The sequence below is a fragment of the Chitinophaga sp. SYP-B3965 genome, assembly GCF_009647655.1.
In the GTDB taxonomy this organism is placed as follows: Bacteria; Bacteroidota; Bacteroidia; order Chitinophagales; family Chitinophagaceae; genus Chitinophaga.
The window spans coordinates 3443624-3459764 of record NZ_WJFD01000001.1 but is presented as its reverse complement, the minus strand read 5'-3'; the positions used below and the strand labels follow the sequence as shown (position 1 = coordinate 3459764).

Below are 16141 nucleotides of genomic sequence, written 5' to 3'. Positions count from 1 at the left end.
TAATTGCCTTACATTTGGATCATGCGGGGAATTACCTACCATATTAGCAACAGGATTGCCACCATTACACTGGACCGGCTGGACAAGCGGAATGCGCTGAACGGGGAAGTAGTAAGGGAATTAAGAGCTGCTTTTGCCGAGGCAGAAGCAGATGAAAATGTGAAAGTGGTGATCCTTGCCGGAAATGGAAAAGCATTCTGTGCTGGTGCAGATCTGGAATATCTGCAACAGTTGCAGCGCAATAGCTTTGAGGAGAACTTAATTGACTCAAAAGAGCTGATGCAATTAATGCAGGATATCTATTCGCTGGAAAAGGTGGTGATTGCCCGGATAGAGGGAGATGCCATTGCCGGTGGATGCGGATTGGCTTCTGTAGCTGATCTGAGTTATTCCGTACCGGCTGCAAAATTTGGTTATACAGAAGTAAGGATAGGTTTTGTGCCTGCTTTGGTGAGTGTGTTCTTAGTGAGGAAAATAGGAGAGGGCCGTGCCCGGGAACTGCTGTTAACCGGGAAATTAATCCCTGCAGAAGAAGCTGTGAAGCTTGGACTCATTAATGGCCTGATGCCTGCGGAAACAATTAAAGAGGAAGTACAGGCGTTAGCAGAAAAGTTATGCAGTGAGGCATCCGCTAACTCCCTGAAAGTCACCAAGCAACTGGTCAATGCGGCTTTGGATAAACCCTTACCGGACGCCCTGGAAGCTGCGGCCCGCACAAATGCGGAAACCAGGCAACACCCGGATTGTCAAAAGGGCATTGGCGCGTTTTTGAATAAGTTAAAACCAGACTGGTAGCGGATCTACCACCTTTGGCATAGATTTTTCACTAGTACCTATGAATTAATTGAACCATTATGCGAAAATTGTTACAAATAGGGGGATTGTTGATAGGCTGCATTGCGGGCCTGGCAACGCCGCTGTTGGCACAACGTACCATATCGGATGCCCGGATCACTTATAAAGTAGAATTACCGCCGGAACAGCTCCAAATGGAGGCTATGTTTGCCGGCAGCTCTATGACACAGTATATCCGTGGTAACCAGAGCCGTATAGACATGAACTTCAATGTGGTGAATTACATTTACCTCATCAATACGCAGAGCGAAACAGTGGTGACACTGATGGATAATCACGGGGATAAATACCTCATCCGGACGGACAAGAAAGGCTACGAACAGGATGTGAAGAAGTACCAGGGTACCCAGTTCACAGATCAGAATGAAACGAGGGAAATAGCCGGGTACAAGTGCCGTAAAGCAATTGGTAAAAATGAGGACGGTACTACGTTTGATGTGTTCTACACGATGGACATCCTGCCGGAGAACAGATTTTACAACCGCCGTTTTATGAACCTGAAAGGGATTCCGCTGGAGTTTGAGATCATCATTAAGGCAGGTTCTAAAATGAGGGCAGTGGCCACGAAGGTGGACCTTAGCCCGGTGCCGGCTTCTACTTTTGATGAGCCGAAGGGGTATAAGGAAATTACCCAGGATGAGTTGAAGAAGATCAGGGGGTAAAGAGACCCGCAAGATATAAAGAAGGCTATCCGCAGGGATGGCCTTTTGCTTTTTAAACGTAACCCCAAGTGCAAAGAGAGGTTTCTTTCTTTTATGAGAAAACCCGCAAGAATGGCTTTTCTCTTTTATAAGTTCCCCAATGCAAAGAGAGGTTTCTTTCTTTATGAGAAAACCCAACACAAAAGGCTGTCCACAGCCTTTTCCTTTTGGGAAAACCCCCAACGTAAAAGGCCGTTCGCAAGAACGGCCTTTTACGCAATTTCAAATAAGCTTTGCTTTCCAACCCCCCCAAACAAAAAAGGCCGTTCTCACGAACAGCCTTCCTTTGTAAAATCTCTTTTCAAATTGTCCTTAATTCTTCCTGAAGGGCAGTTTAACCTGCACCTGCACTTGATGATAATGCTGGGGCGACACATTTTGCAATGGCGGCGCCTGCACGATGTAAGGAACTATATAGGTAACATTACCTCGCTTGTAAGTCACTACAGATCTTACATTCACAGTATTGTCAGAGCTCAGTTTAAAATCCGTCCTCAGGATACCACTCGCAGTGAATCCGGCATCGAGGCTCAGATTTGTCTTGGGCATGGCGGTGAGATTGTATTTAGTTTCGGTCTTTTTTACAACCTTGTCGTCGTTATTATCGAAGTTACCGCCTAAGTCATTGGCTTGTACGTTAAGTGCAACCATGAATAAAGCACTCACCATGAGGCAAGACAATGAGAACGTGCTAATTATGTTATTTATCTTCTTCATTGTACCACAAATATACGAATTTTCTATCTATCATAACGTTATCTTAAGGTAAAGATACCCTTTATCTTAATAAAATGTTAAAAAATATACACAAACGGTAGGCTGGGCGGGTTTGGTGGCAGATCGAATTTCACCTATATTTACGTTAATGAATCACGATTTCCCATCATTTAACGAGTTTAACGAGGATTTTGAAGATTTAAGGGACTTGCTTCAGCAATTTGAAAATCTAAAAGAAGGGCGTTCTCACTCCTTTCTGGACGAGGATTCTTTCGAACAGATCATCGACTATTATGACGAGCATGACGAACTCAACAATGCCATGCAAGCCGTCGAGATCGCTATAGAGCAGTTCCCCTTTTCTTCCGCACTGCTCCTCAAGAAATCCGCTTTATTAATTGAAACCAAAAAGTACCGTGAAGCCTTGCAGCTGCTGGAAAAAGCCGCCGTATTGGATAGTAACGATATCAATCTTTATATTCTCAAAACAGACGTATACCTGGCCATGAACCAGCACGAAAAGGCCGCGAAATTACTCGAAGAACAGATCAAAGTGTTCGACGGGGAAGACCGCACAGACCTGCTCCTGGAACTGGCAGATGTGTATGACGACTGGGAAGAGTTCGAAAAGGTGTTCGACTGCCTGAAGATGTTGTTGGAATTTGATCCCACCAACGAAGAAGCATTACACAAGATCTGCTTCTGGACGGAGTTCACCGGCCGCAATGAAGAAAGCATCCGCCTGCATACCAGCATTATCAATGAGCATCCCTATAACCAGCTGGCCTGGTTCAACCTGGGAACGGCCTACCAGGGCCTGAAGCTCTATGAAAAAGCAGTAGATGCCTACCAGTATGCCGTAGTGATAGACGAGCGTTTCGACTATGCCTACCGCAACATGGGCGATGCGTATATCCATCTGCGTAAGTTCAACGAAGCCATCGAAGTATTGCAGAAACACCTGGAAGTAGCCAAACCCGAGGACGTGATCTACGAAGCCATCGGCCACTGCTATGAAAAGATGCGCAAGTTCACACAGGCCCGCTATTACTACCGCAAAGCCTCCCATCTCAGTCCTAACGACGATAAGCTCTATCTCAAGATAGCCAAGGCGTACATGACCGAAGAGAACTGGGAGAACGCCATAAAATCCCTCCAGTCTGCTATTCGCCTGAATAAGCAGAACCTGGAATACAATATCACCCTCGGCCAGTGTTTACTCCAGATCGGGAGTGACAAAGAAGCCCTGGTATATTTCCTCAACGCCGTAAGGATCCGCCCCGGCAGTGCATCTGCCTGGAAAGAGCTGATCCGTGGCCTATACCTCGTGGGGCATGTGGAAGAAGCGTATGCCCAGCTGGAAATTGCAGAAGGCAAGATCGGCCGCAAGCCCGTATTCCTGTACTATAAAGCGGTGATACTCGTATCTATGGGCAGGACCAAAGAAGGCCTGATCCAGCTGGAAACCGCCCTGCAGCTGCACCCAAGGCAATTCAAAAAGATCGCTGAGCTGGACCCATCTATCCTGCAGCATACCAGCGTGGTAGAGTTGATTGCCAGGTATCGCCGGAAACGATAAGGCATTTTTTACCTCTCTTATTATATTACTTCTTATTTTTGCCGCGGTTTTATAATTTGATCATCATTTTGAAAGCCAACAAACCAATAGGCATAGCTACGCAATGAACGTTTGGTGAATGACCATTAAGAAGAATAAAATCGTGAAAAATGAATTTTAATCTGACGCAAATTCCTGAAAGGACCACCCGCCCCCGTACATATGGGTTAACCATGGTAATGGACAAAGGCTTGAGTGTAGAAGAAGCAAGGCATTTTATATCAGCAGCATCACCACATGTAGACGTTGTGAAGTTGGGATTTGGTACATCGTTCGTAACGCCTAACCTGCGTGCAAAGATTGAATTGTACCAGGCGGCTGACATTCCGGTATATTTTGGCGGCACGCTGTTTGAAGCCTTCCTGATCCGTAACCAGTTTGATGATTATGTAAAGCTGATAAAGGATTACGGTATCAACTGGATGGAAGTATCCGATGGTTCCATCACTATTCCCCACGCGGAAAAGTGCGGTTACATCGAGCAACTCACCAAACATGGCCTGGTACTCAGCGAAGTAGGTTCCAAAGATGCAGAGCACATCATTCCTCCTTATAAGTGGATTGAGCTGATGCGCGCAGAATTGGAAGCCGGCGCCACCTATGTGATAGCAGAAGCCCGCGAAGGCGGTAACGTAGGTATCTACCGCGGTTCGGGAGAAGTACGGGAAGGCCTGGTGCAGGAGATCCTCACCCAGATCCCCGCAGAAAAGATCATCTGGGAAGCGCCGCAGAAAGATCAGCAATTGTATTTCCTGGAACTCGTAGGTTGCAACGCCAACCTCGGTAACCTGGCCCCCAATGAGGTCATTCCCCTGGAAGCTATGCGCGTAGGTCTCCGTGGAGACACCTTCCATCTCTTTTTAGATAAAGAATAGCACAATAGGTACGGATTGCCTGCAAAGGCAATCCGTATTCGTATATACATCATTATGCGTTTATTCGGCCTTATTGGTTTCCCGCTCTCTCATTCCTTTTCCAAAGGTTTCTTCGCTGATAAGTTCTCGCAGGAAGGTATTTCCGATTGCACGTATGAAAACTTCCCTATCCCGGATATCACACAGTTTTCCGGTCTCTGGAAGCAACACCCGCAACTGGAAGGCCTCAACGTAACCATACCTTACAAACAGGAAGTGATCCCTTACCTGGATGATTTCAGTGAAGCCGCCAAAACCATTGGCGCGGTGAATTGCATCCGCAAACAGGGAAATAAGTTAACCGGACATAATACAGATGTAATAGGTTTCCAGCGTTCCCTGGAGCCATTGTTGCAGCCGCAGCATACCAAAGCGTTGATATTGGGTGCCGGTGGAGCCGCCAAGGCAGTGAAGTTCAGCCTGCAGCAGTTAGGAATAGCTTATACAGAAGTGAGCAGAAAATATTTTACAGACACGATCACTTACGAAGCACTGAATAAAGATATTATCCAGGAACATACGCTCATCATCAATACCACGCCCGTTGGCATGTATCCCAATGTAACGGAAGCGCCTCCTATTCCTTACCAGTTCATTACTCCGCAACATTTACTCTACGATCTGATCTACAATCCCGCAGAAACGCAATTCATGCAGAACGGCGCTGCGCAAGGGGCTGCTGTAAAGAATGGGCACGAAATGCTTATTCTGCAGGCAGAGGCTTCCTGGGAGATATGGAATGCTCGTTGAGCCGGCGGTTGATTATTAATTGAACATCCGTTGCGTCGCACACTTGTACGGTTTGTTCTTTATTCTGCTGGTTTTGAAGCGAATTGGCTAACAAAAAGAACCAGCCTTCCCGCAGCCAGTTTGAAAAGAATTAGCTAATAAAAAGAAAACTCGCACCGAATTAACCAATAAAAAACAGCCACCCTCACAGCACTATACGCTCTTAGCCAGTTTGAAAAGAATTAACTAATAAAAAGAAAACCAGCCTTCCCTCACCGAATTAACTAATAAAAAGCCCTCGCAGCACTATACGCTCTTAGGCTTAATCAGGTAATACATGCAAGTAGTAAAGAAATTCCTTACAAAAGGGATCCCCTTCATCCAGCCAAACTGCTCTCTTGGTTTGAGATTGAATTTGTATTTATAGATAGGATTGATCAGGTAATATTTTCTGCGTGTGATATCATAACCAGAAGCCGCAGATATCTTCTCAAACCGCTCAATAGAGATACCCGTATCCACCAGTTCCATTAACTCTTTGATCGTATTCTCATGTTCACCAAATGCTTTCAGCAAACCACGGTACAGCGGTCTTGGCAGCAAATGGATATAAGGCAGGAAACTCAGCACCTTACTGTGGCAGATCTGCTGATGCCCCCCATGCGGCATATACCAGGGAGGAAAACCAAAGTACACCTGCCCACGCGGATTGAGCAATGTTTTCAGGTATTCGATCAGTTTATCCTGTTGAGGAATATGTTCAATGGCATCTTTGAGGATGATCAGGTCAAAAGCATGCTGGAACTCGCCGAAGAAATCCACATCATAAATGTTCTTGGCAATCAGCTGCAACTGGCCGCTGGCCACATAATTTCCCAGGAACCCTTTCGCCAGTTCAATCCTTTCCGGGAAAAGATCAACACCTACGCACTGAGCACCCTGCTCCAGGAAAGGGGTAAGTACACCGCCTTCGCCGCAGCCGATCTCCATCACGCGCAGTCCTTTCATGTCCGGAAACTCCTGGGCAATAAAAGGCAAAACATAATTCCTGGAATTCTCTACCTGCTGCTGATAGCGCAAAGTGGCATCCGAATGTTGTGGTAATGACATGCTTTCTAAAATTGCGTGAAAATAGAATATTTTTTCAAGTGTCGTGCATTGCTTTTGCAATCCTTAAATTTGGAATGGTTTTAGCCCATGAAGTGTATGTTGAGAACGTTGATATTGATATTATGTACGGCGTCCGCCATGGCACAGCAAAAGGAAGTGGTCAGCATCCGTGCTGCATTTGATTCCGGCGCTGTGGCAGAGTTGTACAGCACCACCCCGATAGGGTTGGAGATCACCTATGCAGATAGCAGCAAACGCAGTACCACCGGACTGCTCAAAGGAGATTACCGCTGGAGCCAGATCAAGGTGGAATCTCCTGACGGTGAATGCAACAACGGCACCCTGCATTTTAACAGGAACAGGATCCGCCCGGATAACTACCGTATCAAACTGTTGGTAACCCTGCAGGAGAACCCTTCCAAACAACATGAGGTATTCCTGCAACTCCCATATCTGACGGGTATCCGCTTTCATCATTATGCAGACAGCCTGAAGCGTGGCCTGCATTTCTACCTGAATGTGGAAGGTATTTACAACACCGGAAAGATCTATCCGCTGGATACGGCAAAAGTGCGTTTATACACCAATACCGGCCAGATAATAGGGCAGGACCTGTTAATTCCTGCTACAGACAGTATCACAAAAACGATTGCTGTTAGAGCGGTGTACCGCGGTAATGCAGAGATCAATGCATCTTCAGCTATTCCGGTAAAGCAGGGCCCCGAGGACCAGACAGGGTTCATAGAGAATGAAAAGGATGTGTTTAAGAAGCCCGCTAAAAAGAAGAAGAATGAGTAAGGGAGATTTATAAAAGCAATTAAAAATAAACCCAACCTCAATTTAATTTGCATATTACCTCACCTTCAATTACCTTTGCAATGGCAAGTCTTATACGACCAGCTCCTGCTGAACTCCCCCAGGACAGGAATGTAGCAAGGGTAGGCGGTTGAAGCGGTGCGATATAAGTAACTTGCCATTTTTTTTTCCTCTTGGCAGATAGTTCTCTCCTCATATTTCCGAAATTAGTTTGATGGTTTGTTGAAATTGCCCGGAACACATTTCGGAACAGAGAACAAATGCATATATTGAAACCTAAACTATCAAATCATTAATATCACTTTATGAAATTCTTCATTGATACAGCAAACCTTGCACAGATCCAGGAAGCAAACGACTTAGGTATTTTGGACGGCGTAACAACCAATCCTACGCTCATGGCTAAGGAAGGGATCAAGGGCGAGGCTGCCATCATTAAGCACTATGAAGCCATTTGCGAGATCGTGGAAGGCGATGTAAGTGCAGAGGTATTATCTACAGACTTCGCCACAATCGTGGAAGAAGGTAAGAAACTGGCTGCCATTCACCCGAACATCGTGGTGAAAGTGCCTATGATCAAAGACGGTGTTAAAGCCATCAAATGGTTTACAGATAACGGTATCCGTACCAACTGTACCCTGGTGTTCTCCGCTGGTCAGGCTATCCTGGCAGCTAAAGCCGGTGCAGCCTACGTATCTCCTTTCATCGGTCGTATTGACGACAGCAGCTGGGATGGCGTAGAACTGATTGCTCAGATCGCACAGATCTACAGCATTCAGGGTTTTAAAACAGAGATCCTCGCAGCATCTATCCGTAACGCCCTCCACATTGTGAAATGTGCAGAAAACGGCGCTGATGTATGCACCTGTCCGCTGGATTCCATCCTCGGATTGCTGAAGCACCCCCTCACGGACATTGGCCTCGCCAAGTTCCTGGAAGATGCTAAGAAAATGTAGTATCCATTACGAACATACTTTTATGAAAGGGGAGCCAGAACGGCTTCCCTTTTTTTGTTTCCGTCGATTCCTGAAACCTCCCGGAAGTCTTACTCATTCCGAAAGCCTCCGGGGAACCTCTTCAATCTTTTCATTTCCCCCAAGTATCCTTCCCCCTCCCGGAAGTCTTACCCATTCCAAAAGCCTCCCGGAAACCTCTTCAATCTTTTCATTTCCCCCAAGTACCCTTCCCCCTCCCGGAAGTCTTACCCATTCCAAAAGCCTCCGGGGAACCTGACAAGTCTCTCCATTTTCACAAAAACATCCCCTCCCAAACCGCAGTCACAAATACCCCCTAAGCCACTCTTTTGTGTTCATTTCAGGAAGATAACCCGTATATAAGCCGTATATAACTCGTATATAAGTCGTAGATAAGCCGTCCCTTTAAGAGACGGCTTATCTACGACTTATTTTGAATTTAAGTATAACTCATCCTGCCTTCACCTAAACTTTGCCTGAGCGTTGGAGAAGTTTCGCTCCCAGGTGTTGAAAAGGTTTTGCTCACCTCCCGGTTGATGCAATCATCATCACTTCCTCCATCATAACTCTCCTTTCCTCACCCCGATAATTTTTTTTACTTTTAATTTATTCCTAGTATCTTACTACCTCGTAAACCAAGGTACCACGTTAAACTATACTCAATAACGCATGGAAGCACAATTCATTATGGCCCTGGATCAGGGAACTACCAGCTCTCGCGCTATCATCTTCAATCGTGCAGGGGATATCGTAGCCGTTTCGCAGAAAGAATTCACACAGATCTACCCGCAACCAGGATGGGTAGAACATGACCCGCATGAGATCTGGAGTACCCAGGCAGGCGTAGCTGCAGAGGTGATTGCAAAAGCAGGCACCACAGGAGATAAGATTGCGGCCATAGGGATCACCAACCAACGGGAAACCACTATCGTTTGGGATCGTAAAACAGGTAAGCCCCTGTACAATGCCATCGTTTGGCAGGACAGGCGCACCTCCGCTTACTGCGACGAGCTGCGTGCACAAGGCCTGGCAGAAGATATCCGCGCCAAAACCGGTCTTATCGTAGATGCTTATTTCTCCGGTACCAAAGTAAAATGGATCCTGGACAATGTAGAAGGCGCCCGCGCTAAAGCAAATGCAGGAGAACTCGCATTTGGTACAGTAGATACCTGGCTTATCTGGAATTTCACCAAGGGGAAACTGCATGTCACAGATGTGAGCAATGCTTCCCGCACCATGTTATATAATATCCACACACAGGCATGGGATGAAAGCCTGTTGAAACTGATGGATATCCCGGCCTCCATGCTCCCGGAAGTACGTGCTTCCAGCGAAGTATACGGAGAAACGGAAGCCACACTCACCCCCTTCAAAATACCCATTGCCGGTATTGCAGGAGATCAGCAGGCAGCCCTGTTCGGACAAATGTGTACAGAACCGGGTATGGTGAAAAACACCTACGGCACCGGATGTTTCATGATGCTGAACACCGGCGAAAAAGCCATCACTTCCGCCAACAACCTCCTCACCACCATTGCCTGGAAGATCGGTGATACCACCCATTATGCCCTGGAAGGCAGCATTTTCATCGGCGGCGCCGTTGTACAATGGCTGCGGGACGGTTTAGGTATCATCCGCCATTCTGCAGATGTGGAAGCATTGGCAGCCTCTGTAAAAGATACAGATGGCGTATACATGGTACCTGCTTTTGCAGGGCTGGGTGCGCCACACTGGAATCAATATGCCCGCGGCACCATCGTAGGTATGACGCGCGGCACAAAAGATGCACACATTGCCCGCGCAGCACTGGATAGCATTGCCTACCAGACCATGGATGTACTGAAAGCCATGGAATCTGATGCCGGCATGAAGATCCGGGAATTAAGGGTAGATGGAGGCGCTACCGCCAACAACCTGCTCATGCAGTTCCAGGCAGATATCATGGAAACCCAGGTGATCCGCCCGAAAGTAACAGAAACCACCGCACTCGGCGCAGCTTATCTCGCTGGCCTGGCTATTGGTTTCTGGGACAGCATTGAAACCATCCGCAAACAATGGAAGGAAGACGCAAAATTCACCCCCTCCATGGATGCAGAAAAAAGAACTGCGCTCACAAAGGACTGGCAACGCGCCATCCGCGCAGCAAAAGCATGGGCTGAAAAATAATACTAACCTTAATACAACCAACGATGTCAATTTTCCTGGCAGAAATCTTAGGTACCGCCCTGCTCATTCTTTTAGGGAACGGGGTAGTGGCCAACTGCGTATTGAATAAAAGTAAAGGCCAGAATGGTGGATGGATGGTGATCACGATGGGCTGGGCCATGGCTGTTTTTGTAGGTGTATTCACCGTAGGAGCATACAGCGGCGCTCACCTCAATTCAGCCGTAACGCTGGCATTGGCGGTAGCTGGTGGTATTCCCTGGGAACAAGTGCCCGTATACATAGCAGCACAGCTGATCGGGGCCTTTATTGGGTCCTGCCTGGTATGGGCTGCTTACAAACAACACTTTGATGCCACCACGGATGCAGACGGTATTTTGGCCTGTTTCTGCACAGCCCCGGCCATCCGGAGCACTATTCCAAACCTCGTTACAGAGATCATCGGCACCTTCGTCCTTATTTTCGGAGTGTTTTATATCACCAAATCTGAAGTAGGGCTGGGGGCAGTAAATGCCTTGCCGGTTGCACTCCTGGTATTGGCCATCGGCCTTTCCTTAGGCGGGCCCACCGGTTATGCCATCAACCCCGCAAGGGACCTTGGCCCAAGGATCGCGCATTTTATCCTGCCTATCCCAAATAAGCGGAACAGCGACTGGGGATATGCCTGGATACCTATCGTAGGACCGGTAATTGGCGCATTGCTTGCCGCAGGTTTGCACATGGCTTTAAAATAAAACTCTTCCAAAAAAAGGGCTGTCTCAATAAAGAGGCAGCCCTTTTTGCATGAAAATTGCACAGCTCTGTGCGTTTTATCATCCTGTTCTTCATATGCTATGTTAATACTTCAACTAATCTTTCATTTTTTACTGAAAGTTTTGTAATTTTGATATCGAAAATAAAAATGACATGATACAGCCGAACATTCCGGAATCAGACAGGCCCAGAGTTGTGATCGTTGGAGGTGGATTTGCAGGCATTAACCTGGCCAAGGCTTTGAAACACACACCCGTACAAGTGGTGCTGCTGGACAGAAATAATTATCATCTTTTTCAACCTTTACTTTACCAGGTAGCAACTGCCGGTTTGGAACCGGATAGCATTGCTTTCCCCCTGAGAGGTATTTTCAAGAACCAGAAGAACCTGCACTTCCGCATGGCAGAAGTGAAAGCAGTACGTTCTGAGGAAAATATCCTGGAAACCAATATCGGGGAGATCAGATACAACTACCTCGTAATTGCCACTGGTAGTAACACCAACTTCTTCGGAAACAGCCAGATCGCAGAAAATGCCATCGGTATGAAGTCCCTCATAGAAGCCGTGCAGATCCGTAACTACGTGTTAAAGCAATTTGAAGAATCCTTATTACTGAAGGATGAACAAATGATCCGCCGGAAATTGAATTTTGTAATGGTAGGTGGTGGCCCAACCGGTGTGGAATTAGCCGGTGCCTTTGCGGAATTGCGGAAGTATATCCTGCCAAAGGATTATCCTGAATTACCGCTTCACCTGATGAACATTTACCTCGTGGAAGCAGGCCCCAAAGTATTGGCCGCCATGTCTGAAGCATCCAGTCTTAATACATTGAAAGCCCTGGAACATGTAGGCGTTAAAGTATTGCTGAACGTTGCCGTGAAAGATTATAACGGCAGTACACTTACACTGAGTAACGGAGATACGATTGAAACACAATCCCTCTTATGGTCTGCCGGTGTGAAAGGATTTCCGTTGAAAGGTTTCCTGGATAGCATCCTTTTGCCTAACGGCCGGATGAAAGTGAACGATGTGAATTTGGTGGAAGGATATTCCAATATCTATGCTTTGGGAGATATGGCGCAAATGCTGAATGATGAACGTTTCCCGAAAGGTTATCCTATGGTGGCACAGGTTGCTATTCAGCAGGGAGCACAGTTAGGAGCGAATATCAAAAACAGTTTGCGTGGTAAGGCCATGAAACCTTTTAAATACACAGACCTTGGTACAATGGCTACCATCGGGCGTAACAGGGCAGTAGCAGAATTTTTCGGCGTACGCCTGAGCGGTTACATTGCCTGGATCGCATGGATGGCGGTGCATTTATTGAACCTCTTAGGTTTCCGGAATAAACTGGTGGTGTTCATCAACTGGTTCTACCGTTACTTCACCTATGATCGTGGAACACGGATCATTATTAAACGTGGTGCGGCAAACATTGTGAAGTTAGGGCAGACGATGGATCAGACGAATGCGACGAATATCTGACGGGATGGAGGTATGCAGAGAAGCATCATCTCCTGTTCTGCAAAGAATTCAGGTTAAGCTGCCCGATCAGTTCATCGTACCGGCCGCCTAGTCCCCTGTAATAAACGAGCACGGTGTAAACATTCTCTGTTTCCCAGGAATCGCCTTCGGTATATTCCGTACTGAACTGATTATTATTGGTCCTGTCTATAAGCCCGTACACGTAGTTGTAGAAACCCTGCTTAAGGAAGAGTGCTCCTTCGTAAGCCTGGCGGGCACCATTGTAGGTGAGCTTATTGGCGGTGTTACATTCATAATCCGTTAGCTCGCCGAAGATGTACATATCATATCCTGCATAAGGTTCCTTGGCAGGGAATACAAAGTTCACCCGCGCATAATCTCCTTCAAAGTTGGGATTGTAATCATCAATGGTGGCGGGGAAATAACGTCCGTTGATATCTTTGATATACTGGTACACCTGGTTGTCGCGGGGGAAATCAGGCATGGCAAATACGGTTGTGCCTGTACGCTGATAATCCGTTTTCTCTACTCTTTCCGTTTGCAGGCGGAAGCTGCGCAGATCTATCCAGCGCCATTCCTTCATGCCGGGGAAAATAATATTCTGTTCTGCATTATACTCCAGCACATCCCCTTTAATGAATTGTGGCTTGATGCCGGTAATGGCATTATCCCAGCGGAAGTTCTGCTGTATCACCACTTTTAACTGATCAAAAGGATTGGGAAGGTTCAGCCCTTTTGTATTGATGGACACATTTACCTTCTGCGCCGTTCTGAATACTTTAGGATTGATGGGTTGGGAAATGTAGCCGCCTACATTGGCTTTATTGTCCAGCACCATCATCCGGCGGGTAAAGGCCAGTTTGTTCGTATCACTGTCCAGGTACACTTTCAGCAAATAATTGCCGGACTTAACAGGCTTGCAATTATTGTTAGGGATCGTTACCTGGTAATGCACATACTTCTGTAATGCCACACTGGAAAAACGGTAATCCCGGATCTGGTTCTCTGAAAATCCACGCAGGTATTCGATGGAATTCATTCGTACTGGCGTCCAGTCCGCATTACATAATATCAAAGTATAGTAATAACTTTTAACTTCGTACTGAAGATCATCAAAGTTCAGGTCAAGTGTTTCACTACTGTTGAGTGTGATCAGGGGTAAACTAACCGGGTCGCCGCTACGGGTTAGCTTTACCGTTCTGATGTTCTGATGGTAAACATGATCCGGTGTGATCTTGTTTTCCTGCGCGCTCAGGTGGAGACCTGTCAGGATCGCAATAAGGGTGAAGCATGTGGATGCTGCTTTCTTCATAACTGTAATTTACAATATTCCATTAAATTAGCGCCATGCGCATATCCATGTTCATTGCCCGGAGGATCGCCTTTAACCGGTTTTCTTCCTTTTCAAAATTCATCATCAACATAGCCATGATCGCTACGGCGTTCAGTGTGGCCGTTATGATCCTGGCTACGGCAATGATCAATGGCTTCCAGGAGAAGATCTCTGAAAAGATCTTCAGTTTCTGGGGGCATATGCATATCACCCAATATCAGGCCAATGCTGGTCCTTTAACAGAACAAATTCCTTTTACTGCAGATCCTGTGCTGGAAGCCAATATCCGCGCGCTTCCGGATGTTACCGCCATCAATGATTTTGCCACCAAATCCGTGATCATTAAAAAAGACAGGGAAACAGAAGGCATGATCTTTAAAGGCATAGACCGGGATAATAAGCTGCCTTTCATCACAGAAGGCCGCAATATCAATTTCCCGGACAGCGGGTATGCGCCTGAGATCATTGTATCTGCCAACACTGCGGCCCTGTTACAGTTAAAACTCAACGATGCGGTAGTGGTGTACTTTGTAAGGGGAGACGGTTTGCCCCCCCGCGCCAGGAAACTCACCATCTGCGGCATTTACAAAACCGGCATAGAAGAATACGATAAAGCTTACCTCATCGGGGATATTGACCTGATCCGCAGGCTGAACGACTGGGAGGCAAAAGAAATAGGAGGATACGAAGTGTATCTGAAAGATTACCGGGAAATAGACAGTGCCCGCAGCGCTATCGGTGAAATGATGTCCGACGAATTAAATATTCGCAGCATGGAAGAAGTGTATCCTAATATCTTCGACTGGCTGGGGTTACAGAATAAGAACGAAGCCATTATCCTGGTGATAATGACCATTGTGGCTGTTATTAACATGGTCACGGCTATCCTCATCCTGATCCTGGAACGGACTAACATGGTAGGTATCCTCAAAGCCCTGGGCATGCGGAACTCCTCCATACAGAACGTGTTCATTTTCCAGGCAGGGTATATCGTACTGGCCGGGATCTTCATCGGGAATGTGTTGGGTATTGGCCTGGCCTTGCTGCAGCAGTATACAGGTTTCTTCAAATTACCGGAAGAATCTTATTACATGACCGTGGCGCCAATTGCCATTCAATGGTGGAAAGTACTGATGATCAATGGCCTTACCTTAGGTATTTGCTTAGCCATCCTCACCATTCCTTCTTTACTGATCCAGCGCATTATGCCGGTAAAAGCGATCCAGTTCAAATAAGTAAGCGGCCGCAGATAATACCTGTGGCTACTGCAGCATTCAAAGATTCTGCCTGCCCTATCCTTGGGATGGTGATCTGGTGGCTGCTCAGCTGCACGATCTCCTCACTCAGCCCGCGGGATTCATTGCCGATCAGGATAATACCTTCACTGAGCTTTTTGGTGTCAACAATATTGTGTCCATAGAGGGTGGCAGCATAGCTGGCTATCTGGCCGGGTGTTTTCAGTAATGCCGGGAGCTCCATCTCTATCACCGGTACGCGCATGATGCTGCCCATGGTGGCCTGGATGGTTTTGGCGTTGTAAGCATCCACACAATCCGGTGAGCAGATGATCTGGCGGATCCCAAACCAATCGGCTATACGAATAATGGTACCCATATTGCCGGGGTCACGGATGGCTTCCAGGGCCAATGTGATATTGCCTTTCAGAACGGGTGGGGGCAAAGTTGGAATGTCCACCAGCGCCACCGCCTGGTTGGGGGTGGAAAGAGAAGAGATCTGTTTGAGTCCGGCTTCATCCACCTCCAGCACTTCAATGCCAGTAACGTTTCCATGCGCTTCCAGCCATGCTTTGGTAGCATATACGGCTTTTACACCATAAGAGCCCTGCAACAGTTCCTGCACGATCTTATCTCCCTCTGCCACAAACTGGCCAAATTTTTGCCTGTATTTTTTGTGCTGTAATGATTGAATATATTTAATTTGCGCCTTTGAAAACATAGGATCAAACCTACAAG

At 46.9% G+C, this 16141-nt stretch carries 15 protein-coding genes and 1 other RNA gene; 12 read left to right on the top strand and 4 right to left on the bottom strand.

Translation table 11 applies throughout. The features are described 5' to 3' along the window. Positions 1-21 precede the first annotated feature (21 nt). Both GFS24_RS13745 and GFS24_RS13740 read left to right on the top strand, forming a co-directional pair. The gene (locus tag GFS24_RS13745) at positions 22-795 is read left to right on the top strand and encodes an enoyl-CoA hydratase/isomerase family protein (protein ID WP_153660121.1); all 774 of its coding nucleotides are present in this window, start codon (positions 22-24) and stop codon (positions 793-795) included. Positions 796-854: 59 nt separating this feature from the next. After that, positions 855-1517, top strand: coding sequence for a hypothetical protein (locus GFS24_RS13740; protein WP_153660120.1), 663 nt, complete (start codon positions 855-857; stop codon positions 1515-1517). 351 nt (positions 1518-1868) lie between these two features. Here the strand turns inward: GFS24_RS13740 and GFS24_RS13735 are convergent, their stop codons facing one another. Next, entirely contained in the window at positions 1869-2273 is a 405-nt protein-coding gene (locus GFS24_RS13735) for a hypothetical protein (protein ID WP_153660119.1), read from the bottom strand. A 148-nt stretch (positions 2274-2421) separates the two neighbouring features. On the opposite strand from GFS24_RS13735, the gene GFS24_RS13730 reads away from it, so the two are divergent. From GFS24_RS13730 to GFS24_RS13720, 3 genes are all read left to right on the top strand, one after another. Continuing rightward, entirely contained in the window at positions 2422-3852 is a 1431-nt protein-coding gene (locus GFS24_RS13730) for a tetratricopeptide repeat protein (RefSeq protein ID WP_153660118.1), read from the top strand. 149 nt (positions 3853-4001) lie between these two features. Continuing rightward, positions 4002-4766 carry a phosphosulfolactate synthase gene (locus tag GFS24_RS13725; RefSeq protein WP_153660117.1) on the top strand — a complete coding sequence of 255 codons (765 nt, stop codon included), beginning with the start codon at positions 4002-4004 and terminating at the stop codon, positions 4764-4766. 54 nt (positions 4767-4820) lie between these two features. Continuing rightward, positions 4821-5555 carry a shikimate dehydrogenase gene (locus tag GFS24_RS13720; protein WP_153660116.1) on the top strand — a complete coding sequence of 245 codons (735 nt, stop codon included), beginning with the start codon at positions 4821-4823 and terminating at the stop codon, positions 5553-5555. Between the two features lie 285 nt (positions 5556-5840). Here the strand turns inward: GFS24_RS13720 and GFS24_RS13715 are convergent, their stop codons facing one another. Continuing rightward, entirely contained in the window at positions 5841-6644 is an 804-nt protein-coding gene (locus GFS24_RS13715) for a bifunctional 2-polyprenyl-6-hydroxyphenol methylase/3-demethylubiquinol 3-O-methyltransferase UbiG (RefSeq protein ID WP_153660115.1), read from the bottom strand. A gap of 96 nt (positions 6645-6740) precedes the next feature. Between GFS24_RS13715 and GFS24_RS13710 the strand changes: the two genes are divergently transcribed. The 6 genes from GFS24_RS13710 (at position 6741) to GFS24_RS13685 (ending at position 12835) form a co-directional block, all read left to right on the top strand. After that, the gene (locus GFS24_RS13710) at positions 6741-7442 is read left to right on the top strand and encodes a hypothetical protein (protein WP_153660114.1); all 702 of its coding nucleotides are present in this window, start codon (positions 6741-6743) and stop codon (positions 7440-7442) included. A gap of 81 nt (positions 7443-7523) precedes the next feature. Further along, positions 7524-7623: signal recognition particle sRNA small type (gene ffs / locus GFS24_RS13705), an RNA gene on the top strand. 142 nt (positions 7624-7765) lie between these two features. Then, on the top strand, positions 7766-8416 hold the full coding sequence (fsa, locus tag GFS24_RS13700) for a fructose-6-phosphate aldolase (RefSeq protein ID WP_153660113.1): 651 nt from the start codon (positions 7766-7768) through the stop codon (positions 8414-8416). Positions 8417-9103: 687 nt separating this feature from the next. After that, positions 9104-10600, top strand: coding sequence for a glycerol kinase GlpK (glpK, locus tag GFS24_RS13695; protein ID WP_153660112.1), 1497 nt, complete (start codon positions 9104-9106; stop codon positions 10598-10600). 23 nt (positions 10601-10623) lie between these two features. After that, complete coding sequence (locus GFS24_RS13690) at positions 10624-11331, top strand: MIP/aquaporin family protein (RefSeq protein WP_153660111.1); 708 nt, start codon at positions 10624-10626, stop codon at positions 11329-11331. A gap of 172 nt (positions 11332-11503) precedes the next feature. Then, positions 11504-12835, top strand: a complete 1332-nt coding sequence (locus tag GFS24_RS13685; RefSeq protein WP_153660110.1) for an NAD(P)/FAD-dependent oxidoreductase — start codon at positions 11504-11506, stop codon at positions 12833-12835. Between the two features lie 25 nt (positions 12836-12860). Here GFS24_RS13685 and GFS24_RS13680 read toward each other — a convergent pair whose 3' ends face one another. Further along, positions 12861-14147 carry a DUF5103 domain-containing protein gene (locus GFS24_RS13680; RefSeq protein ID WP_153660109.1) on the bottom strand — a complete coding sequence of 429 codons (1287 nt, stop codon included), beginning with the start codon at positions 14145-14147 and terminating at the stop codon, positions 12861-12863. A gap of 35 nt (positions 14148-14182) precedes the next feature. On the opposite strand from GFS24_RS13680, the gene GFS24_RS13675 reads away from it, so the two are divergent. Then, positions 14183-15403 carry an ABC transporter permease gene (locus GFS24_RS13675; RefSeq protein WP_153660108.1) on the top strand — a complete coding sequence of 407 codons (1221 nt, stop codon included), beginning with the start codon at positions 14183-14185 and terminating at the stop codon, positions 15401-15403. On the opposite strand, the gene GFS24_RS29325 is transcribed toward GFS24_RS13675, so the two are convergent. Then, entirely contained in the window at positions 15396-16124 is a 729-nt protein-coding gene (locus GFS24_RS29325) for an RNA methyltransferase (protein ID WP_153660107.1), read from the bottom strand. The genes GFS24_RS13675 and GFS24_RS29325 overlap by 8 nt on opposite strands. Between the last annotated feature and the right edge of the window lie 17 nt (positions 16125-16141).